Genomic DNA, 22,010 nt, shown 5'->3' with positions numbered 1-22,010 from the left:
TTCCAGATGGCAGAGGCAGAAGCCAGGAGTCAGAGGTCAGTCCTCTGCCTTCCGTCCTCTCTCCTCTGTAAAGCGCTTCTCCAATTGTATTTGCTGCGGAACCAGTTCGGTCAACGCGCGTCGATATACTTCGCGCTTGAAGGTCACAACCTTGCTCAGCGGGTGCCAGTAATTCACCCAGCGCCAGTGGTCGAATTCCGGTTTGTAGCCGTTGTCGAAGCTGATAGCGCTGTCGGGAGCCTCAAGGCGCAACAGGTACCACTTCTGCTTCTGGCCGATACACAGGGGTTCCGCCCGCCGCCGGATCAGCCGGTGCGGCAGCCGGTAGCGCAACCAGCCGCGGGTGCAGGCGATGAGGCTGACCTGGTCCCGGGTCAGCCCCACCTCTTCATAAAGCTCCCGGTAGAGGGCCTGTTCCGGGCTCTCCCCAGGATTGATACCTCCCTGGGGGAACTGCCAGGCGTCCTTGCCGCCCACCCGTCGCGCCCACAGCACTTGGCCGCGGGCGTTCAGCACGATAATTCCGACATTGGGGCGAAACCCCTCGGTGTCGATATTGTTGCTGTTGCCGCCTCCGCGCCCCCGGCTCTTCCCGCTGTCGCCGGAGTTGGGCTGCCCGATGGATCTGCGGCGGCTTTTTCGCCCGGCTTGCACTACCTTGCCGTCGCTCAAAATACCGTCCTCGAATCTGTTTCGCGCGGTCTGTCGCCGCGCAGTGTTGCCCAGCATTGTTCCACAGCGGGGTGGTTACGGCAATTAGGCGCGGAAGACGGTGTGCGCAACGCGATGGCGGGGTAAAATTGCCCGCCGCGCCTATAGTTATGGGGAGAAACCGGTGCAGTTGGCAATCTTTGACCTGGACAATACCCTTATCGGTGGCGACAGCGACCACGCCTGGGGGGAATTTCTGGTGGAGCGCGAGCATGTCGACGGCGAGCGCTACCGCTCCGCCAATGATCGCTTCTACCGCGACTACCAGCGGGGCGAACTGGATATCTTCGCCTACCTGGAGTTTGCCCTGGAGCCGCTGGCCCAGCTCTCCCGGGGGCAGCTCAACAATCTGCATCGGGAGTTCATGCAGGAGGTGATCAGCGAAATCTGGCTGCCGAAGGCAGAAGCGTTAATCGGTCGGCATCGCCGCGACGGTCACCATATTATGATCATCACCGCCACCAACCGTTTCGTGGTGGAGCCTATTGTCGAACTCCTGGGGGTGGACACCCTGCTGGCCACCGAGCCGGAGGAGGTGGAGGGCAGCTTTACCGGCCGCGTGGTGGGCGAGCCCTGTTACCAGGGTGGCAAGGTTGTGCGCCTGCAGCAGTGGCTGGCACACAATCCGGAGTACCGCGACGGCGAGAAGTGGTTCTACAGCGATTCCATCAACGATCTGCCGCTGCTGCAGCAGGTGCAGCACCCGGTTGCAGTGGATCCCGACGCGCGTTTGCGCGCGGAGGCCGAGGCGCGCGGCTGGCCGGTTGTCAGCCTGCGCGACTGACGGGTTTCCGGGGTGGTTTTAGTCTTATTTTGCTTGTGGGGAAGAATTGTGATCGAAGAGTTGGTTCGGCGACTGCGCCCGGCGCTGTTGCTGGTCGCCCTGTCGGCGCTGCCGGCCTGTGAACCCAAACGCACAGAGCAGCCGGCGCCGGAGCGGCCGGCAGTGGAAGTCGTGGACCCGGCGGCGGCAGAAGAGCTGTCCCGCAGTGTGTGGCAGGCGGGACAGGTCCAGTTGACCGGTGCCCGGGCGGCGGTCGAGGCGCTCAACCGCGCTGTCACCACGTTGCTGGACAAGCCCAGCGAGGACCACCTGGAGGCGGCCAAACTCGCCTGGCTCGACGCCCACAGGGAGTTCACCGCCGCGCTGCCCTATATCCAAGTGGCTTTTGCTCCTGCGGAGCTGCGCAAACAGGGGCAGGCGTTGCTGCTGGCTTTGGACAGCTGGCCGGCGCAGCCCGGCTACCTGGACACAGTGCCCGGCTACTCGGATAGTGGCATCGTCAACGACACCGCCATCGAGCTGACCCTGTCCAACCTGCGCAAGCAGCACCGGCTCACCGCGCACGAGGAGGCCAGCACCGGTTTTCACGCCATCGAGATCATGCTCTGGGGGCCCACCAGCGAGCGCACTGCGGAGCAGTTTGTCGCAGTCGGCGCCGGCGAAAAACCGGAGGCCCAGGCTACCAACCGGCGCCGTGAACTCACCCGTCTGATCGGCGTGGGCATGGGGGAGGACATCGACGGCCTGGTGGACCGCTGGCCCTTTGCCGCCAACGACCTGTCCCGCCATTTCCTGGCCCTGGCCCCCGTGGAGCGACTTCAGCAGATACGTGCGGCGCACACACGGCTGGTGGACGAGGAACTGCTGCGCCGTTTGCCGGAGAGCTCCGAGAGCGATGTGGAGAGCGGCCGCGCGGCGGATTCCAAGCAGGCCTTGCTGGCCCTGCTGCGCGAGTTGCAGGCGAACTGGCTGCCGGCCCAGGGTGCCGGGCTGGCCGAACTGCTGCTGGACCGGCACCAGGTCGCGGCCCTGGCGCAGACATTCGCCGCGCTGGAGGAACTGCTGCTGAAGATGGAGGATCCCATAGAGCTGGCGGAACTCGGGCAACTGGCCCGGGCGCGGGACCTGCTGGAGGGGCTGGCGGGGCTGATGTCCGGAGCTACCCAGGTACCGGCGTCCGAGGAGGAGATGACCCCGGTGAAGCTGGGTCCCGCAGGCTAGTGTGGTGAAAGGTACTAATTGTATATATCAGCGGGCCGCTAAGCGGCCAGATGCAAGGCGCATTTGCGCTGGCGTAGTTGTTCTACGTCAAGCAAATGCAACGCCGCAGATGGCTGCTTAGCGGCCCGCCCGAAGGGAGCCCCCCCTCTTCACCTGGTAGAGAGGGTCCACAGCTGCGTTGCAGCTCTTGAAAATGGAATGACCATTCCCTGCGAGCTGCGCCTAACTGTGAACAATTTGGGGGGCTCTGATATACACAATTAGTACCTTACACCACACTAGGGTATTTTCGGACAGACACCAGAAAGGCCGCCGGATTGCTCCGGCGGCCTTTCTGTCTTCTGTCCTCTGGATTACCAGCGGCGGACCGGTCCGGTATCCACGTGCACGAAGCCGCTCTTCGGGTAGTAGCCGACACCGCCCATCTTCAGGTTGATGGCCGCCTGGCGCAGCCTGGACATGCTGACGCCGGGCATGCGGATGTCCAGGGCCATGCCGCGGGTGTGGTAGCTTCGGCGCGCCACGCCGCGGCCCGCTGCGCGCAGCTTGGCGTTGGTCTTGGCCGAACGGTAGCCGGAGATGATCTCGACTTCGCCGTTGAAGTTCAGCTTCTGCTTCAGCTTGTACACGATGTCGAACAGCTTCGGGTCCATGCGCGTCACCTCGTTGGCGCGGTGGTCGCGCAGCAGGCGGTTGAACCGCTTCAAACCGCTGCTGTTGTAGCTGCCGCCGGCCCAATAGGCGGTGCTCAGCCTTTCCCCGGTATGCAGGTTGCGCATTTTCAGGGTGCGGGAGCCGCCCGCTCTTGCGAGTGTCGGTCCAGCGCTGACCGCCGCCGCTGTTGCGCAGGTTACGGCCAGGAACCGGCGTCTGGAGGGATTGTTCATATCCTGTTTCCGCCTCGTTATCTCTGTGTCAATTTGCCTGGGTGTTGCTTTTGATGCCAAAGGGCACGGGAAGGAATGTACAAAAAATAACCTGTGGTTACAAACCGTACACTGCTAATGAAGAAATAATCGAAGGGGGCCCCTGGTATTTTTTTCTCCACACCCTATGCAGAGAGGCCCGAAAGTGGGTAAAAGCAGGGGAAACAGGAAGGGGAAATAGGAGATAGCGTTGTCGCCTCAAGGACTTCCGTAAAACATTATTTTTTTATGACTATTCAGTGTTGGTCACAGGAAATCACTGGTCGTTGTCTTTGCGGTAGATGTCGCGGCGAAACTGGGGGCGGCCTCCGGGGTCGACCCACGCGGTCATATAGGTAATGAACAGCCGCGGCGGCTGGCTCACTTTGACTCTCACTGTCTCGTCCCCACTGGTGGCCTGGGCGATACGGACTCTGTCCCATCCCTGCCCGTCGAGCAGGGCGTAGGCGAGTTCCTGGGGCCGCTCAAGGCGTATACAACCGTGGCTGAAGGCGCGTTCACGGTGGTCGAACAGGCTGTGGGCCAGGGTGTCGTGCAGGAAGATCGACTTGCGGTTGGGCAGTATGAATTTCACCCGCCCGAGCGTGTTGCCGGCGCCACTTACCTGGCGCAGGGTGGCGTTGCCGCTCGCGGCGCGGGCCAGGCTGTCCTCTGAGATAGGGGAGGTGTCGCCGCTGCGGTAGCTGACCACCCGGTAGCCCCGCTCGTGCATGGCCCGCGGGTTGTTGCGGGCCTTGGGCAGCAACTCGGTGAGCAGGATGCTGCGCGGTACTGTCCAGGTGGGGTTGAACACTATCCCGGTGATCCGGCTGCTGAGTGTGGGGGTGCGGCTGCTGGTTTTACCCACCACTGTCTTCATGGACAGGGTGACCGAGCCGTTCTGCACCAGTTGCAGGCGGTAATCGGGCACATTGATCAGCACATAGCGCCCCTTCCCGGGGATACGCAGCTGGTCCCCCCGCTCGGCATTCAACTCCAACTGGCGCGCGCGCTGGCCCGGGGGGACCGCCAGTTCGGCCAGGGTTTCCGCCCCGGCGACACCGCTGGCCTCCAGGCCGTGGCGGCGTTGGTAGCTTTCCAGTGCCCGCTGCAAGCTGCTGTCGAAGCGCGCACTGTCACGGCTGGCGGTGCGGACCGGTCCCGGCGGGCCCTGGTAGTCGCCGTAGAGCTGCAGCAGCCGGCGCAACTGGGCCACGCGCGCTCCCCGGTCGCCGGGGCGGAGAGGGCCGCCGGGGGCGATGGGTTCCCAGCGCCCGGCGAGCAGCCGGTAGTGGGCGGCCTGCGCACGTAGTTGCTCGCTGGCGTGCGCGGGATGGATCTGCGGCCGCTCGCCGGCTGCGGGCACTGCCGCCGCCGCGCTCAGGCAGGCGACGGCCGCCAGCAGCCGCCAGCGTTTCCTGACAAGTGCCATGTTTCACCCCGGTCAGTCGTTATCGGTTTCTTTTCCGCTGGTGTCCCCTGGGTTGTCGCGGTTGTAGATGTCCGGTCTGAACTGCAGTAACCCCTCCTCGTCCACCCAGGCGCTCCAGTAGGCGATGTATACCGGTATCGGCTGCTCCAGCTCCACGGCGCGGGTGCGCCCGCTGTGGACCATGCGGTCGATACGCTCCTCTCCCCAGCCGTTCTGTTCGGCCAGCATCCGACGGGCGAATTCGATGGGCTTTTCCAGGCGTATGCAGCCGTGGCTGAAGGCGCGCTGTCCGCGCTTGAACAGGTGCTTGCTTTGGGTGTCGTGCAGGAAGATGGCGTGGCGGTTGGGGATCACGAACTTGACCCGCCCCAGGGCATTTTTGGGGCCGCCCTTCTGCTGCAGGCTGACGGTGCCGCGGCGGGTGGCGGCGATGTTGCGCGCGCTGAAGGGCACCGCGCGCCCGCGGTGGTTGACCAGCCGGAAGCCGCGGGCGGAGAGGGCGCCGCCGCCCTTGGGCAGTAGTTCGTGCACGGCGATGCTGGGTGGTACCCGCCACACCGGATTGAACACCAGCCGGGTCATGCGCGTGGCCAGTTGCGGTGTCTGGTGCTTGGTGCGGGTCTTGCCCACCACCACGCGCATGCGGAACTGCTCGCGTCCGCGGTCCATCAGGCGCAGGCTGAAATCGGGGATGTTCACCAGGATATAGCGGGGGCCCAGGTCTTTGGGCATCTCCTCCCACCGCTTCAGGTTGGCGGCCAGGGTCCGGGCGTGCCGGGCCGGGTCGACGTTCAGGCGCTCGCGGGTGCGCTGATCCACCAGGCCGTCCTCTTTCAGGCCGTGGCGCCGCTGGAAGCGCTTTACCGCCGCCTGCAGCCGGGCGTCGTATTCATCCGCGGGCGCAGCGGTGTCCGTGTGGTCGTCTAGAGGGTAGTCACCGTACTGCATCAGCAGGCCGCGCAGTTGGGCGACCCGTGGATCGCGCATCCCCGGTGACAGGGTTTGTCCCTCTGGAAGAGGTCGCCACTGGTCTCCCTCGGCGAGGGCGCGATAGCGCGCCAGTTCCTCGCGCATCAGCGCGTACTGGCGACCGTAGGGGACGAAGCTGTCCAGCGCCTCCAGGTATGGCTCCACCGCTGGTGCCCGGGCGATGGCGGGCGGGGCGGCACCCACGGCGAGTGCCAGAGCGAGCGCCAGGGCGCTGCAGCTGAGAGGGTTGCGAACGTACTGGCTGGTGTGGAGACCCATGGTCTACTCCCTGCAAGCCGGAGTGAGTCGGCGGACGAATCGCCGTGTTCACATTGGTAACTTGCAGGGAGGGGTGCCCCAATACCTTTGGGGAATGCGCCGGGAGGCCCAAGGGTGGAATTGGAATATACGAGACTGGCCGGCGGCGGGAGTGCTAACTGATTGGCTAGAATTGATTGGCCGCCAGGCCGTCCTTGTCGTAGATATCCGGGCGAAAGTTCAGGCGCCCCCCGCCGTCCACCCAGGCGGTCCAGTAGGTGATATACACCGGCACCCGCTGCTTCAGTTTCACCTCGGTGGTCTCGTCGCCGACGGTAAGGTCATTGATACGCCACTGGTCCCAGTCGCCCTGGCTCTTCAACAGGGCCTGGGCCAGATGGCGGGGTTTTGCCAGGCGCACGCAGCCGTGACTGTGGCCGCGGTCTGTGAGAGTGAACAGGCTCCTGGCGCGGGTGTCATGCAGGTACACATCGTGCTTGTTGGGGATCTCGAACTTGATACGCCCGAGGACATTGTCCTCGCCGCCCAATTGGCGCATCAGGTAGGAGCCCCGGCCGGCGGCGGAGAGGTTTTTCGGGGTCAGCGGCAGGTGTTCTCCGCTGCCGCTCACCACCCGGTAGCCCATGTTCTCCATACCGCTGGGGTTGGCGCGGGCCTTGGGCAGTATTTCATTCACCAGGATGCTGCGCGGCACCGTCCAGGTGGGGTTGAATATCACCTTGCTCACCCGGGTACTGATCTCCGGCGTGGCGTGTTTCTTTTTGCCAACCACCACGTTCATCGACAGTCTGACCCGGTCGTTCTCCACATAGTGCAACTTGTACTCGGGAATATTGACCTGAATGAAGCGGCTGCCCAGATCTGCCGGCAGCTGTTGGCGGCGGCGGATATTGGTCTCGATGACATGCGCGCGAGCGGTGGGGGAAAGGTTCAACCGCTGGCGGGTCAGGCGGCCGACGATACCGTCGGGCCTGAGGCCGTGGCGTACCTGGAAGCGCAGCACCGCTTCGTGCAGGCGCCGGTCGAACTTGTTGCTGTTGGGCTCGCCGCCGTAGCTGCGATAGTCGCCGTAGAGGGACAGCATATTGCGCAATTGAGCCACATGGGGGTGGCGCGCGCCGATTGTCATGGCCGGGCCCGCTGGCAGGGGGCGCCAGCGGCCGCTGGAGGCCAGGTTGCGGAGACGTGCCAGTTCGTTGCGCAGGGCTGCGGCATCTCCGCCGTAGGGTATGTTGTCCTCTATATAGGGACCTTCGCTGTGGTCCGAAACCCGCCCCACTGGCGGCAGGCCGTCCTCCCTGCGATAACTGCGGTAGCCGTTGCGCGGGGGCAGGCCGCCGGGAGAGAAGCGCGAGGGCGACGGCCGGCGGGCGGAGTAGGTGGAGTAGTGACGTGAGCGCTCGACGTTGTAGCTGCGACTGCGGGTTCCACTGGTTGTGCGGGCTCCGCGGGTATAGCCGCGAAAGTACTTGCGCCCGCTGGGGCTGGCTGCGGCTTGCCGCGGCATCCGCATTCCCACCAGGCGGAATTCGCCCTCTGCATGATGCACCGGGGTGATATTCAGCTGCCGGCGGCTCTTGGGCTTGAGCCGGTCCAACTGGGTGTCCTGGGCATAGGATACGAAAGCGTCGGTGAGCAGCACGTCGAGCACCGCGGCCATCTGCAGGCGCTGGGGCGTGTCGCGCAGGGTGCGGTCGAAGTAGCCCAGGTGATAGCGGTAGTCCACCATGCTGCTGGGGTTGCCGGAACTGGAGGCGGTGAGTTGCTTCAACAGGTCGTTGGCGGTGTCGCTGAGGCTGTAGTTGTCGAACCACAGCAGGCGGTAATCCGTGCGCTGGTAGATGCGTCGCACCGCCGCCGGGTTGAAGATCGGGTCCTGGGCGGGCCAGGAGTCCGGGTTCTCTTCCAGCCAGCGCACCAAATGGGGGCGCACGGCATTCTCCGGCAGCACCGGCACTGTTTGCTGATTGGCGATAAAGGCGAAATATAGGGCGAAAACGCACAGACTGCCGAGGATCATCAGCGGCAGCGGCGACTTGTGTGTGCGGCGCTCAGGATTGAAATACGACATGGTACCTCAGCGATACTGCAGGGCCCGGGTTGCCTGTGGTGGAGGTGGCCGGGCGCCAGATCGTTCATACCTTCCCAACCTGCGGCGGACCGGTCCTGTTGTTCGTCGATAGTATCGACGGCCCGCCTGTGTCATGCGTCCCGCGCGACCTTCCTTTATAAAGAGGGCAGCGAACGGCGCTGAGTTGCGCGTAAGTCAACGGCCGGCTGCCTGTGAAAGTAAGTATGGCAATAAATCCGGAGTTTGCTTGGCGTTTGATTCATTTGACTCTATGGATTGGACTCGGGACTCGGGACTCGGGACTCGGGACCACGGAGCCGTAGGGGCGAGCCGGCCACCGGCGATCAGTCGAGACGAAAATGACGCAGCGGTCCGTCCGTTTCGCCGTCGCGGTAGTTCTGTTCCCACAACTGCGTCCGCCCCCGGCGGTCGACCGCCACCAGACTGCTGGCGCGGGTGCCGTAGGAGCTGGGGCCCGTGGGGAAGTCGGTGGCGTCTATTTGCACAAAGATGGAAGAGAGCGCCAGTTCCAATGCCGGATCCACCCCGGTGTTGGGCAGCTCCACCATCGACGCCTGTGACCCGTCCCGCAGCAGGGCCAGGGCCGGGCGTACGAAGTTGTCCTCATCGATTCCGCCCTGGATACCCGCCAACAGCCGCTCTGTACCGGCCTTCCCTTTCAATACCTTGGGCCAGGGGGCGTCCGGCGCGCCGTTGGAAATGCCGTGGATCCCGGGGGAAAAGGCGAAGGTCCGGTGGCGGTTGCCGGCACAGACCAGCTCCGGCTCCGCGCCCAGTTGAAAGAACACTGCATTGAAGCCGCGATAGCGCACTGCCTCCAGCCCCGTGGCGCAATCCCACGGGGGCCGTCCCCCGCGCAGGAAATTCCGCGGGATATCTCCCCGCGAGAGCGCATCGGCCGGCGGGGCCCGGCCGGGTTCGCGCACATTGGTCACCGCCGCCGCGCGACCGCCCCCGGCCACACCCAGCCAGGTGCCGCCGGCCTGCAGATCCCGCCCGGCCACCAGCTCTCCACCTTCCCAGGGCGCCGCCGGCGCGCTGGGACGATCGTGGAACTCGTCCCGGTTGGCGAGCATCAGCAGCGGGTATTCGGGGTGGCAGCGGTAGGCGAACAGCAACAGGCACATGGGTTGAATGCGGAATGATGAATGATGAATGTAACTACTCATCCCTGTAGGAGCGGGCCATGCCCGCGAACAGAGCCAATCGCGGGCATGGCGGATGGCCGCCCCGCCGCTCCTACATAGTGGTTCCCTTAAGCCAAGGCAGGTTCCCTATGAGTGAGTAGTTAGTGCGGAATAGTAGCGGCTAACGCGGTGAGTTGCCGCATTCCGCATTCCGCATTCCGCATTCCACATTACTCTCCCCCGCTTTAACTGGTAAGATTTCGCCCATCTCAATGAGCTCGCCAATAACTGTGAAGTCCCAATGATCCCCTATCCCCAAATCGACCCGGTAGCCGTGGCCATAGGCCCGCTGAAAGTGCACTGGTACGGGCTGATGTATCTGGCCGGTTTTGCCACCGCCTGGTGGCTGGCCCTGCGCCGTAGCCGCAAGCCCTGGTCGCCGGTGATCAAGTCGGAAGTGGAGGACCTGATCCTCTACTGCGCCATCGGCGTCGTGGTAGGTGGCCGGGCCGGCTATATGCTCTTTTACAATTTCGGTGAACTGGTCTCCGATCCCCTATCCCTGTTTCGCGTATGGGAGGGGGGGATGAGTTTCCACGGCGGCCTGATCGGGGTGATGCTCGCCGCCACTCTCTACGCGCGCAAGATCGGCACCACCTTCCCCGCACTGATCGACTTCGTGGCGCCACTGGTGCCCATCGGCCTGGGCCTCGGCCGCCTCGGAAATTTTATCGGCCAGGAGCTGTGGGGGCGGCCTACGGACGTGCCCTGGGGGATGGTCTTCCCGCGGGACCCGGATTTGCTGGTGCGCCACCCGTCGCAGCTGTACCAGGCGTTCCTGGAGGGCCTGGTGCTGTTTTTGGTACTGTGGATTTACTCCAGTAAACCGCGCCCGCGCCTGGCGGTGGGCGGCCTGTTCGTGACTCTCTACGGCATCTTCCGTTTTGCGATGGAATTCGTGCGTGAGCCGGATGGCCATATCGGCTTCGACCTGTTCGGCTGGATGACCCGCGGCCAGTTGCTCAGCCTGCCGATGATCGCCGCGGGCATCGCGCTGATGGTATGGAGCTACCGCACCCAGCCGCTTCCCGAAGGTCGGGGCCAGGCGAAAGGGGGCACACAGTAATGAAGCAGTACCTGGACCTGATGCGCCATGTGCGCGATAGCGGCACCCGCAAGAGCGACCGCACCGGTACCGGAACCATCAGCGTGTTCGGATACCAGATGCGCTTCGATCTGGCCGAGGGCTTTCCGCTGATCACCACCAAGAAGTGCCATCTGCGCTCGATTATTCATGAGCTGCTGTGGTTCCTGCGCGGTGACACCAATATCGGCTACTTAAAAGAGAACGGCGTGCGTATCTGGGACGACTGGGCCACCGGGGAGGGAGACCTCGGGCCGGTGTACGGTTGCCAGTGGCGCTCCTGGCCCGCGCCGGATGGGCGCCGCATCGATCAGATAGCGCAGTTGCTGGAGCAGCTGAAGAACCGCCCTGACTCCCGCCGCCTGTTGGTTAGCGCGTGGAATCCCGCCGATCTCCCGGACGAGGGAGTATCTCCGCGGGAGAACGCAGCCGCCGGTCGCATGGCCCTGGCGCCCTGCCACGCCCTGTTCCAGTTCTATGTGGCGGACGGCCGGCTGTCCTGCCAGCTGTACCAGCGCAGCGCGGACATCTTCCTGGGGGTGCCCTTCAATATCGCTTCCTACAGCCTGCTTACCCTGATGCTGGCGCAGGTGTGCGGTCTCGAGCCGGGCGAGTTTATCCACACCCTTGGCGATGCCCACCTCTACCTGAACCACCTGGAACAGGTGGAGGAGCAGTTGAGCCGCGAGCCGTTGCCGCTGCCGCGGATGCATCTCAATCCCGAAGTGACCGACCTGTTCGCGTTTCGTTTCGAGGACTTCGAACTGCGCGGCTACCAGGCCTATCCACACATCCCGGCACCGGTGGCGGTGTAATGGCGGAAATCCCCATAGCCCTGATCGCCGCGGTGGCGCGCAACGGTGCCATCGGCCGCGACAACGGCCTGCCCTGGCGCCTGTCCGGCGACCTGCAGTTTTTCAAACGCACCACCCTGGGCAAGCCGGTGGTGATGGGGCGTGTGACTTTCGAGTCCATCGGGCGGCCGCTGCCCGGACGGGACAATATCGTGGTCAGTGGCAATCCCGAGTGGAATGCCCCGGGGGTGCAGTCTGCGGCCTCCCTGGAAGAAGCGCTGCAGCTGGCGCGACAGTCCGCCGCTGCCAGCGGTGCCGAAGAGGTGATGGTGATCGGCGGTGCGCAGATCTATCGTCAGGCTCTGGCGCAGGCGAAGCGTGTCTATCTCACAGAAGTGGATGCCGAGGTGGAAGGAGACGCCTTCTTTCCATCTTTGGGTGACCAGTGGAAGGAATCCAGTCGGGCGTGTTACCCGGCCTCGGAAAGGGATGAATATAACTACTGCTTAGTCCAGTACGACAGGTTGAAATAAAAACAGATTGATTGTTTTGTGAACATTCTGTTAAATTCCACCCCTGCTCGCGCAGCGAACGTCATCGGAAATGTGTGGAGGAAACCCGGGGGTGTTACCCGGTTGTTACTTCGCTACACATGGGGGTCGATACTGTCAATCGACATTTGAATAATCAAATCGGCTGTTTACAATGTGCGGCTCTTAGCTGTCTTCAAACCACTGTTTTTAGAACATAAAGGACACCGCGTTGTGGCAGCTAAACCATCGCGACCATGTTGTGAAATATTGAACCCACTGGGGGGTCTAATGAAAACCAAGCGATTCATGGCTGTGGCGCTGACCACTGCGCTGTCTGCCGGCGCACTCTATGGCAGCGTAGCCACTGCGGATACACTCGACAACGTCCTCGCTGTAGGCCAGCAGAAGACCTCTGCGGCCCAGGCCTCGCAAAAGCGCATCGACAAGATCGCCGAGGAAACCACCGGCCTGCTGCAGGACTTCAAGGTGGTGAACAAGGAAATCGACGGCCTGCGCGTTTACAACCGCCAGCTGGAGAAGCAACTGGCCAACCAGTTGTCAGTGATTAAGGACCTGGAAGAGTCCATCGACAACGTCACCGTTATCGAACGTCAAATTCAGCCGCTGATCCTGCGTATGCTGGACGGCCTGGAGCAGTTCATCGAACTGGACGCGCCCTTCAAGCTGGACGAGCGTCTGGCGAACCTCGAAGGCGTCAAGAAAAATATGGACCGCTCCGATATCACCGCCGCGGAAAAATTCCGCCAAGTGTTGGAGCTGTACAACTTTGAAGCCGAGTACGGCCGCAAGATCAGCAGCTACGGCGATACCCTGAACGTGAACGGCCAGGAGCGCGAAGTGAACGTGCTGCAGATCGGCCGCATCGCCCTGCTGGCGCAGACCAAGGATTCCAAGATCACCATGGCCTACGACAAAGAGCAGCAGGGCTGGGTGGAAGTGGATTCCGGTGAATACCGCCGCGCCGTTCTGCAGGGCCTGAAGATCGCCAAGCAGCAGGCCACCCAAGATATTATGAACATGCCGATTCCGGCTCCGGAGGCAGCGCAATGAGAACCTCTATCGCCAAACGCGTCCTTTCATTAACAGCCGTTTTCGCGGCGGCTGGCCTGGTCAGCGCTTCCGTCGTTGCCCAGGAAAAAGCCCAATCCCTGGACCAGCTGTTGCAGATGGTACGCAGCTCCAAAGTCGCCGAATCCAAAGAGCACCGGCAGCGCGAAGCGCAATTCCGCCGCCAGAAAGCCAATCAGCAGACCCTGCTGACCCAGGCGAAAAACACCCGTGCCTCTGAAGAGGCACGCTCCGCTCAGCTGGAGGAGAAGTACAAGGAGCAGGAACTGCTGGTTCAGCAGAAGCGCCAGCAGTTGGACGAGCGCATGGGCTCCCTGAAAGAGCTGTTCGGCCACCTGACCTCCACCACCGGCGATCTGCGCGCCACCCTGAGCACCTCCCTGGTATCCGCCCAGTACCCCGGCCGCACCGAGTTTCTGGACCAACTGATCAGCAAGATGGACTCCGCCACCAAGCTGCCCACCATCGAGGAGATCGAGCGCCTGTGGTACGAACTGCAGCGCGAGACCGTCGAGTCCGGCAGGGTGGTCAAGTTCACCGGCACCGTGATCAAGCCCGACGGCGAGCAGGTCGAGCAGGAAGTCGTGCGCGTGGGTAACTTCAACCTGGTTTCCAACGGCAAGTACCTGGAACTGATCGACGGAAGCAAAATGGCCGAGCTGGTACGCCAGCCCAGCAGCAAATTCCAGAGCGAAGCTGCCAACCTGCAGTCCGCCACTTCCGGCTTTACCGCCTTCGGCGTCGATCCCACCGGCCCCACCGGCGGCTCCTACCTGAAGGCCATGATCAACAGCCCGAGTATGGTTGAGCGCTGGCACCAGGGCGATATCGTGGGCTATATCATCACCGCGGTGGGTGCCTTTGCGATGCTGTTGGCCATCTGGCGCCTGATCGTGCTGTCCGGTATGAGCGCCAGGGTTAGCGCCCAGCTGCGCTCCTCCACGCCGAATACCAACAACCCGTTGGGCCGCGTATTGGCAGTGGCGGAGGAGAACCGCGGCGTCGACGGCGAGACCCTGGAGCTGAAGATGGAAGAGGCGGTGCTGAAAGAGCGTCCGGCCATCGAGTCCGGCCTCAATCTGCTGAAGATTATCGCCATGGTGGCTCCGCTGCTGGGTCTGCTGGGTACCGTGACCGGTATGATCGTGACTTTCCAGGCGATCACCATCTTTGGCGCCGGCGATCCGAAGGCCATGGCCGGTGGTATCTCCTCCGCATTGGTAACCACTGTGTTGGGTCTGTGTGTGGCGATCCCCACCGTACTGATGCATACCATCGTCAACGGCCGTGCCAAGCGCATCCTGCACATTCTGGAAGAGCAGAGCACCGGTATCGTGGCAGAAAACGCCGAGCGCAAATAAGAGGAGGCGGCAACATGCACGCATTGACTGACGCATGGGCCGCCGTCAACGCCTTTATGGCGTCGGGCGGGCCAGTACTGTTTTTGATCGCCGGCCTGACCTTCTTTATGTGGACGCTGATCTTCGAGCGGGTCTTCTACTTCAACAAGGGGTTGAAAGGTGACGTTCAGAATGCGGTGGACCAGTGGGAAGGGCGCACTGAGCGCAAATCCTGGAGCGCCCACCAGATCCGCCATGCGCTGATTTCCCGGGTATCCGAGAAGATCGGGGACAATTTGGACATGATCCAGGCGTGTGTCGCCCTCGCCCCCCTGTTCGGGTTGCTGGGCACCGTCTGGGGTATGATCAACGTGTTCGAGGTTCTCGCGATTACCGGCGGCGGTGATGCCAAGCAGATGGCCGGTGGTGTTTCCATGGCGACTATCCCGACAATGGCGGGCATGGTTGCGGCACTGTCCGGGGTATTTGCCAACACCTATATCAGCCGCAAGGCGGAGCGTGAAACCCAGTTGCTGGAAGACCATCTGACGATGGATCACTAAGGCACACATAGGGCAAGTGGCCCGCCGAAAGCGCGCGCCCATTTGCCGTGAAGGTTTAGCCAAGCCAGAAACTTTCCCCGGGGCACTCCCTCGGGTGTACCCCGCCGGGAAAGTTCGCTAAGAGAGTTGCTATGAGCAGAAATCAAAAAACGGCAGAAGAAGAAGCGGGAGCGATCGACCTCACGCCCATGCTGGACGTGGTGTTTATCATGCTGATCTTCTTTATCGTCACCGCCACCTTTATCAAGGTTCCCGGTGTCGATGTGGTGAAGCCGGAAGCGACAACCGCTGACCTCAAGGCCGCCTCTATTCTGGTAGCGATTAACGAGAGCAACGAAATCTGGATTGCCAAGGAAAAAGTGGACGACCGCCTGGTAAAAATCACCCTGGAGCGTCTCTACTCACAAAACCCCAAGGGGTGGTTGGTAATTCAACCCGATAAGAAAGCGGATATCGAGAAGGTTGCCCTGATTGCGAATGCCGCCAGGGAAATCGGTATCGAGAAAGTATCGGTCGCGACAGAAAAGAGTTAACAGCTATGAATCCGGCAAGACTAGCAGGGGCGGGTACGCTGGCGATAGCCACGACTTTCGCCCTGATCTTCACTATGCATCAGTTAATTCAGGCAAATATGGGTGCTCCCGAGGATGAGGAGCAGATCAAGGTTGCCGATGTCGTGATGCCCGAACAGAAGGTCGAAACCCAGTACGACACCCGTAAACCGGACAAGCCCGACGAGCCGGAGCAACCGCCGCCGGAAATGCCGGAACCGGAGTACGATGAACCGAACCTGGACAACAGAATCAACATGTCCGCACCCCGTGCGAGTACGGACCTGAAGGTCGGCGGTCTCGGCGGCGCCTTTAGCGAGGGCGACTACCTGCCCATCGTGAAGGTTCAACCGCAGTATCCGCGCCGCGCCCTGCAGCGGGGTATCGAGGGTTTTGTAATCGTCGAGTACACAGTGACCACCAACGGCTCCGTGCGCGATCCGAAGGTGGTGGAGGCCTATACCGCCGATGGCAACCCCACCACTATCTTCAACCGCGAGGCGATCAAGTCGGCGTTGAAGTATAAGTACAAGCCGCGGGTCGTGGACGGCCAGGCAATGGAAGTGCCCGGTGTGAAGACCAAGATCAGCTTCAACATGGCCAAAAACTAATAGGGGACGCATATGAATATGACGACCATGACGAAAGGGCTGTCCAAATTCGTCCTGCGCACGTCCGTGGCGCTGCCCCTGGTATTGGCGCCGGCGGTGAGTGTCACTGTGCTGGAAGCGGTGGGCATTGAAGCCGGCTTCGCCCAGGCCCGAGCGGCCGAGGAGAAGACGCGCAAAGTACCGTCGATGCGTCAAAACGTGTCGAAAAAGCTGGGCAAGGCACAGGAGGCCGCGGACGCGGAGAACTGGAATGAGGCCCTGGCGGCGCTGCGGGATATGGAAGCCGACAAGAGCGACTACAACGGTTACGAAACCGCGATGATGTACTACTTCTACGGCTTCGTGTATTACAGCATGGAGCGCTATAAGCAAGCCGTCGATGCCTACCGGAATGTGCTGCGACAGGGTTCGGAAAACCTGCCGCGGTCACTGGAAGTGAACACCATGCGGACCGTCGCCCAACTGTATTTCGTCACCGAGAACTACGACCAGGCACTGGTTTATTACGAGAAGTGGTTTGCCGTTGCCGATGATATCACCGCGGACTCCTACGCCGAGCGCGCCCAGGTCTACTACCAGAAAGGCGACCAGGCCAAGGCGCTGTCGGACGTCAACACCGCCGTGTCGATGTACGAGAAAGAGGGCAAGGTGCCCAAGGAAAACTGGTTCGGACTGCAGCGTTACCTCTACTACGAGAAGAACGACTACAAGAGTGTCACCGGTATTCTCGAAAAGCTGGTCAAGCACTACCCCAAAGCCGAGTACTACAAGCAACTGGCGGGCATGTATGGAGAACTGAAGCGCGAGAAAGATCAGCTGCACATGATGGAAGCGGCCTATATCGCCGGCGCCCTGCAAAAAGAGAAAGAGCTGTTGAACATGGCCTACCTCTTTATGGGCCATGAAATGCCCTATAAGGCTGCCAAGGTGATCGATACGGGGATAAAGGAGAAGAAGATCGAGCGCACCTCCAAAAATCTGGAAACCCTGGCCCAGGCGTACCAGATGGCCCAGGAGCTGCGGAAGTCGATTCCGAACCTGGAGGCCGCTGCCAAGCTGTCCGACAAGGGTGAGCTCTACTCCCGTCTGGCCGGTATCTACCTGGACCTGGACAAGAACGAGCAGGCTATCAGTATGGGCAGCCGGGCGCTGAAGAAGGGCGGCCTCAAGCGCCCGGACCAGTTGTACCTAGTGTTGGGTATGGCCAATGCGAGCCTGAAGAAGTACGACGATGCGCTGAGCAGCCTCAAGAAGGCCCGGAAAGACGATCGCTCGAAGAAGTTCGCTGATCAGTGGATCAACTACGTCGAGAGAGAGAAGGAGCGTGAGGAGCAATTGGCTATTTAGTCATTGCCACTCTCCTGCCGAAAAGGCCGCACAGCGATGTGCGGCCTTTTTTATACCTGGGAACGCGGAGCTCCAGCTCCGCAACGGGCCGGAGGCCCGCTGACGACCGATCCAAACTGATTGATTATTGAGCTGTAACTACTCACTCATAGGAAACCTGCATTGGGTTGAGGGAATCACCCTGTAGGAGCGGGTCATGCCCGCGATCGGCCTCTGTTCGCGGGCATGCCCCGCTCCTACAGGGGTGAGCAGTTACATTGAGCTTTGCGACTGAGAATAGTTTGCAACTCTATTTAATTCTGCTATTAATAGAGACAGCTGATCAGCTTTTTCCAACACCGGCGGCCCCGGCCGCCGCTTCCAACACCCTAACAATAATCAGGAGAGGTGTTATGGATAGAGCTTATCCTCAACAAAATCCCTTCGCTTTCTTTGTCGTTGCTTCGACTTACGGCCGCAGTCTCGGTCTGGCCGCCGCCTGTACCCTGGCGCTGCTGTTTGTTATGAGCCGTCTGATAGCCACCGAATACGCGGAACCGGTGGAAAACAAGCTCCCTTCCATCAAACCCGTTCATCTCGTTGAGCCGGAACCGACGGTTATCAGGGAGGAGCCGCCGGCGCAGCCGCAGGAAGTGCCGCCGCAGCCCGTGACCACCACTGTAGAGACTACTGTCGATCCGGTTTCAGTGCCCACGTTAATCGCACCGCCGGGCCCGGGAGGTGGCGGAATGAGAGTTAACATATCGCGGGATCCAGTACCGATACTCAAGCCGGGGGCCCGTTATCCCTCAGTGGCGCTGCGCCGCGGAATCGAGGGCTACGTGGTGGTGGAGTTCACCATTACCAAAAGCGGCAGTGTGCGGGACCCGAGGGTAGTGGCGGGTTACGATAGCAAGGGAAGGCTGACGGATGTCTTCAACCGCTCCGCCGTTGCCGCGGCGGCCAGGTTCAAGTACCAGCCCCAATTGGAGGACGGTGTGCCGGTGGAACGCCACGGCGTGCGCAACCGGATTCGGTACCGGATAGCGGACTGAATGGGTCACGCGGTGCGCACGGCGCACCCTACGGAAACCTTGTAGGGTGCGCCGTGCGCACCGGTTGCTGTATAGATCAATCGATTTCGCGCACCGCGCCCCTGTCGGCACTGGTGGCCAGCAGCGCATAGGCCTTCAGCGCCTTGCTCACCTTGCGCGGACGGTGTTCCGCCGGTTTCCAGGCTTCGTCGCCCCTGGCCTGCATCGCCTCGCGGCGCCGATGCAGTTCCGCCTCGGGGATATCCACTTCGATGGTGCGCGCGGGGATATCGATACGAATGGTATCGCCGTCCTCCACCAGGCCGATGGCGCCGCCGGAAGCGGCCTCCGGGGACACGTGGCCAATGGAAAGGCCGGAGGTGCCGCCGGAAAAGCGGCCGTCGGTAATCAGCGCACAGGACTTGCCCAGCCCTTTGGATTTCAGGTAGCTGGTGGGGTAGAGCATCTCCTGCATACCCGGTCCACCCTTGGGCCCCTCATAGCGCACGATCACCGCCTCGCCGGACTTCACCTTGCCGTCCAGAATATTCTGCACGGCGGCTTCCTGGCTCTCGACAATATGCGCCGGGCCCTCGAACTGCCACAGCTCCTCCTCTACGCCGGAGGTCTTTACCACGCAGCCGTCCGGCGCCAGGTTGCCGAACAGTACCGCCAGGCCGCCCTCTGCGGAATAGGCGTGCTCTACGGAGCGGATGCAGCCGTTCTCGCGGTCGCCGTCCAGGTTCGACCAGCGGCAGTCCTGGCTGAAAGCGGTCTGGGTGGGAATGCCCGCGGGGCCGGCGCGGAAGAAGTCGTGTACCGCCTTGTCGTCGGTGCGGCGGATATCCCACTGGGCCAGCGCTTCGGTAAAAGAACGGCTGTACACCGTGGGCAGGGTCGCATCCAGAAGCCCGGCGGCCTCCAGCTCGCCGAGAATCGACATAACCCCGCCGGCCCGGTGCACATCCTCGATATGATATTTCTGCGTGTTCGGCGCCACCTTGCACAGCTGAGGAATCTTGCGCGACAGCCGATCGATATCCACCAGGGTGAAGTCCACCTCGCCCTCCTGTGCCGCGGCCAGGAGGTGCAGGATGGTATTGGTGGAGCCCCCCATGGCGATATCCAGGGCCATGGCGTTGGCAAAGGCGGCGCGATTGGCGATGTTGCGCGGCAGCGCGCTGTCGTCATCCCCTTCGTAGTAGCGCTTGGCCAGGGCGACGATTTCCCGCCCCGCGCGCAGGAACAGCTCCCGTCGGTCCGCATGGGTCGCAAGCAGAGTGCCGTTGCCCGGCAGCGACAGCCCCAGGGCCTCGGTCAGGCAGTTCATGGAGTTGGCGGTGAACATGCCGGAACAGGAGCCGCAGGTGGGACAGGCAGAGCGCTCGTAGGCCTCGACCATCTCGTCGGAGGCGGAATCGGTGGCGGCGATCACCATAGCGTCCACCAGGTCCAGCTTGTGTTCTGCCAGCTTGGTCTTGCCCGCCTCCATGGGGCCGCCGGAGACGAAGATGACCGGGATATTCAGCCGCAGCGCGGCCATCAACATTCCCGGGGTGATCTTGTCGCAGTTGGAGATGCACACCAGCGCGTCGGCACAGTGGGCGTTCACCATATACTCCACCGAGTCGGCGATGATCTCGCGGCTGGGCAGGCTGTAGAGCATGCCGTCGTGACCCATGGCGATACCGTCGTCCACCGCGATGGTGTTGAACTCCTTGGCCACCCCCCCGGCTTTCTCTATCTCCCGCGCCACCAGCTGACCCATATCCTTCAGGTGCACGTGACCGGGCACGAACTGGGTGAAGGAATTGGCCACCGCAATAATCGGCTTATTGTGGAAGTCGTCGTCCTTCATGCCGGTGGCGCGCCACAGGGCGCGGGCGCCGGCCATATTGCGGCCGAAAGTGGAGGTGCGGGAGCGGTACTGGGGCATAGAGTCTGTGTCCGGCTGTACGAAATGGGGCGACAGCTTAGCAAAAAAAGACAGCTTTTAGGATAACTTGGCAGAAGCCCAGTCGGTACTCCTTTTAACTAGGACGCCTGTCCTTTCTTTTCCGGCTGAGGGAGAGATTGTTGCGCGGAAAGCCGTTTACGCAGAACACGGGAGTTGCGCTGTATGTTGTAGAGCGACTGCCGCGCCGCGGGCAGGTCCTGCACTGCAACCTGGGAGAAGCCCTGCTCGATAAACCAGTGCTCCGCCTGGGTGGTCAGCACATAGAGTTCCTCCAGCCCCAGTACCCCCGCCTGCCGCTCCAGGTGGTGCAGCAGCTTGGCGCCGCGGCCGCCACCGCGAAAGTCCGGGTGGATGGCCACACAGGCGATCTCCGCGGCCACTGTCTCGCCCGCTTCATCCTGTATCGGGTAGAGCGCCGCACAGGCCACCGGGGTGCCGTCCACTTCCACCAGGGTGAAGTGGTCGATTTCCGCCTCGAGTTTTTCCCGCGAGCGGCGCACCAGAATGCCCTGTTTCTCCAGCGGGCGGATGAGACCGAGAACGCCGCCCACGTCGGTGATGCGCGCGCGGCGTATCACCTCATAGGTATCGCGGTAGATCATGGTGCCGGCGCCCTCGCGGCGGAAGAGTTCCTGCAGTAGCGCGCCGTTGTCCGCATAGCTCAGCAGGTGGGTTCGCGGTGTCCCCGCGTTGCAGGCGCGGATGGCGCAGTGCAGGGTTTCGCTATCCACCTGATCGACCAGCTGTTCGGCCTGCACGATGCTGAGTTCGTACACCGCCTCGCCGTTGACCAGCAGTTGGGGTGTATCGCGGTACAGGATGAGCTTTTCCGCCCGCAGTGCCTTGGCGGCCTCGGCGGCCAGGTCGAGGTAGTTCAGGTTGAACAGCTCGCCGGTCAGCGAAGTGCCGAGCGGCGAGAGCAGCACCAGCGCCCCCTGCTCCAGGGCGCGATCGATCGTATTCACTTCCATACGCCGCACCTGACCGGTCCAGCGCAGGTCGGTGCCGTCCAGCACGCCGATCGGGCGCGCGGTGACGAAATTGCCGGAAATCACCTTGAGCGCAGAGCGCGCCATGGGGGAATCCGGCAGTCCCTGGGAAAAGGCCGCCTCGATATCGAACCGCAGCCTGCCCACCGCGGCCTTGATCACCTCGAGTGTCTCCCGGTCGGTGATCCGGGTGTTGCCGTAAAACCGGTTCTCGATCCCGTGTTCGGCCAGGGCGCGATTGACCTGGACGCGCGCGCCGTGCACCACCACCAGGCGCACGCCGAGGCTGACCAGCAGCGCCAGGTCGTGCACCAGATTGCGAAAATTGGCGTGCTCCAAGGCGTCGCCGGGGATGGCGACCACCAGGGTGCGGCCGCGCAGGTCATTGATATAGGGCGCGGCGTGGCGGAACCAGTTCAGGGAGGCGCTGTTGTCGCTCACGAATGCGTATTCCGTATGTTAAAGAAATATTGTGGGAATATACCGTATTTTGGGACCGCGCAGTTTTCCCTGTAGGAGCGGGCCATGCCCGCGATCGGCGCCGAACAATAGCAGAGGC

At 62.3% G+C, this 22,010-nt stretch carries 20 protein-coding genes; 12 read left to right on the top strand and 8 right to left on the bottom strand.

From position 1 onward, the window contains the following. Positions 1 to 36: 36 nt before the first annotated feature. Positions 37 to 729: an RNA pyrophosphohydrolase gene (locus ACRC0P_RS05880; RefSeq protein WP_438628859.1), complete on the bottom strand. Its 693-nt coding sequence runs from the start codon at positions 727 to 729 to the stop codon at positions 37 to 39. Positions 730 to 835: 106 nt separating this feature from the next. Here ACRC0P_RS05880 and ACRC0P_RS05875 point away from each other — a divergent pair, with 106 nt between their 5' ends. Together ACRC0P_RS05875 and ACRC0P_RS05870 are read left to right on the top strand one after the other, a co-directional pair. Then, positions 836 to 1,495, top strand: coding sequence for an HAD family hydrolase (locus ACRC0P_RS05875; protein ID WP_438628857.1), 660 nt, complete (start codon positions 836 to 838; stop codon positions 1,493 to 1,495). A gap of 48 nt (positions 1,496 to 1,543) precedes the next feature. Continuing rightward, on the top strand, positions 1,544 to 2,716 hold the full coding sequence (locus ACRC0P_RS05870) for an imelysin family protein (protein WP_438628855.1): 1,173 nt from the start codon (positions 1,544 to 1,546) through the stop codon (positions 2,714 to 2,716). A gap of 353 nt (positions 2,717 to 3,069) precedes the next feature. Here ACRC0P_RS05870 and ACRC0P_RS05865 read toward each other — a convergent pair whose 3' ends face one another. From ACRC0P_RS05865 to ACRC0P_RS05845, 5 genes are all read right to left on the bottom strand, one after another. Continuing rightward, a complete protein-coding gene (locus ACRC0P_RS05865) occupies positions 3,070 to 3,603 on the bottom strand; it encodes a DUF882 domain-containing protein (protein WP_438628853.1) in 534 nt (177 codons plus the stop codon). Between the two features lie 295 nt (positions 3,604 to 3,898). Beyond that, positions 3,899 to 5,053 carry a L,D-transpeptidase family protein gene (locus tag ACRC0P_RS05860; protein WP_438628851.1) on the bottom strand — a complete coding sequence of 385 codons (1,155 nt, stop codon included), beginning with the start codon at positions 5,051 to 5,053 and terminating at the stop codon, positions 3,899 to 3,901. 12 nt (positions 5,054 to 5,065) lie between these two features. Next, positions 5,066 to 6,301 (bottom strand): L,D-transpeptidase family protein, encoded by a 1,236-nt coding sequence (locus ACRC0P_RS05855; protein WP_438628849.1) that lies wholly within the window; start codon positions 6,299 to 6,301, stop codon positions 5,066 to 5,068. Positions 6,302 to 6,467: 166 nt separating this feature from the next. Next, a complete protein-coding gene (locus ACRC0P_RS05850; RefSeq protein WP_438628848.1) occupies positions 6,468 to 8,372 on the bottom strand; it encodes a L,D-transpeptidase family protein in 1,905 nt (634 codons plus the stop codon). 344 nt (positions 8,373 to 8,716) lie between these two features. Then, on the bottom strand, positions 8,717 to 9,562 hold the full coding sequence (locus ACRC0P_RS05845) for an NRDE family protein (protein ID WP_438628847.1): 846 nt from the start codon (positions 9,560 to 9,562) through the stop codon (positions 8,717 to 8,719). 259 nt (positions 9,563 to 9,821) lie between these two features. Here ACRC0P_RS05845 and lgt point away from each other — a divergent pair, with 259 nt between their 5' ends. The 10 genes from lgt to ACRC0P_RS05795 all read left to right on the top strand — a co-directional run bounded on the left by lgt (position 9,822) and on the right by ACRC0P_RS05795 (position 18,526). Beyond that, a complete protein-coding gene (gene lgt / locus ACRC0P_RS05840; protein WP_438628846.1) occupies positions 9,822 to 10,646 on the top strand; it encodes a prolipoprotein diacylglyceryl transferase in 825 nt (274 codons plus the stop codon). After that, positions 10,646 to 11,479 carry a thymidylate synthase gene (locus ACRC0P_RS05835; protein WP_438628845.1) on the top strand — a complete coding sequence of 278 codons (834 nt, stop codon included), beginning with the start codon at positions 10,646 to 10,648 and terminating at the stop codon, positions 11,477 to 11,479. Before lgt ends, ACRC0P_RS05835 begins: the two co-directional genes overlap by 1 nt. Then, positions 11,479 to 11,991 carry a dihydrofolate reductase gene (locus ACRC0P_RS05830; protein ID WP_438628844.1) on the top strand — a complete coding sequence of 171 codons (513 nt, stop codon included), beginning with the start codon at positions 11,479 to 11,481 and terminating at the stop codon, positions 11,989 to 11,991. The genes ACRC0P_RS05835 and ACRC0P_RS05830 overlap by 1 nt, the downstream gene beginning before the upstream one ends. Positions 11,992 to 12,279: 288 nt before the next feature. Further along, positions 12,280 to 13,062: a DUF3450 domain-containing protein gene (locus ACRC0P_RS05825; RefSeq protein WP_438628843.1), complete on the top strand. Its 783-nt coding sequence runs from the start codon at positions 12,280 to 12,282 to the stop codon at positions 13,060 to 13,062. Further along, on the top strand, positions 13,059 to 14,441 hold the full coding sequence (locus ACRC0P_RS05820) for a MotA/TolQ/ExbB proton channel family protein (protein WP_438628842.1): 1,383 nt from the start codon (positions 13,059 to 13,061) through the stop codon (positions 14,439 to 14,441). Before ACRC0P_RS05825 ends, ACRC0P_RS05820 begins: the two co-directional genes overlap by 4 nt. 14 nt (positions 14,442 to 14,455) lie before the next feature. Then, complete coding sequence (locus tag ACRC0P_RS05815) at positions 14,456 to 14,983, top strand: MotA/TolQ/ExbB proton channel family protein (RefSeq protein WP_438628841.1); 528 nt, start codon at positions 14,456 to 14,458, stop codon at positions 14,981 to 14,983. Between the two features lie 131 nt (positions 14,984 to 15,114). Then, complete coding sequence (locus ACRC0P_RS05810; protein ID WP_438628840.1) at positions 15,115 to 15,516, top strand: ExbD/TolR family protein; 402 nt, start codon at positions 15,115 to 15,117, stop codon at positions 15,514 to 15,516. Positions 15,517 to 15,590: 74 nt separating this feature from the next. Next, positions 15,591 to 16,145, top strand: a complete 555-nt coding sequence (locus ACRC0P_RS05805; RefSeq protein WP_438628839.1) for an energy transducer TonB — start codon at positions 15,591 to 15,593, stop codon at positions 16,143 to 16,145. A gap of 12 nt (positions 16,146 to 16,157) precedes the next feature. Further along, positions 16,158 to 17,492, top strand: a complete 1,335-nt coding sequence (locus tag ACRC0P_RS05800; RefSeq protein WP_438628838.1) for a tetratricopeptide repeat protein — start codon at positions 16,158 to 16,160, stop codon at positions 17,490 to 17,492. Positions 17,493 to 17,884: 392 nt separating this feature from the next. After that, positions 17,885 to 18,526 (top strand): TonB family protein, encoded by a 642-nt coding sequence (locus ACRC0P_RS05795; RefSeq protein WP_438628837.1) that lies wholly within the window; start codon positions 17,885 to 17,887, stop codon positions 18,524 to 18,526. A gap of 76 nt (positions 18,527 to 18,602) precedes the next feature. Here ACRC0P_RS05795 and ilvD read toward each other — a convergent pair whose 3' ends face one another. Both ilvD and argA read right to left on the bottom strand, forming a co-directional pair. Continuing rightward, entirely contained in the window at positions 18,603 to 20,441 is a 1,839-nt protein-coding gene (gene ilvD, locus ACRC0P_RS05790; RefSeq protein ID WP_438628836.1) for a dihydroxy-acid dehydratase, read from the bottom strand. Positions 20,442 to 20,539: 98 nt separating this feature from the next. Further along, positions 20,540 to 21,892, bottom strand: coding sequence for an amino-acid N-acetyltransferase (gene argA, locus ACRC0P_RS05785; protein WP_438628835.1), 1,353 nt, complete (start codon positions 21,890 to 21,892; stop codon positions 20,540 to 20,542). Positions 21,893 to 22,010 lie beyond the last annotated feature (118 nt).

This window comes from Microbulbifer sp. (assembly GCF_051659245.1).
Taxonomy (GTDB): Bacteria; Pseudomonadota; Gammaproteobacteria; order Pseudomonadales; family Cellvibrionaceae; genus Microbulbifer.
Note: the sequence above shows the minus strand (reverse complement) of the source record. Positions and strands in the feature narration are given on the sequence as shown.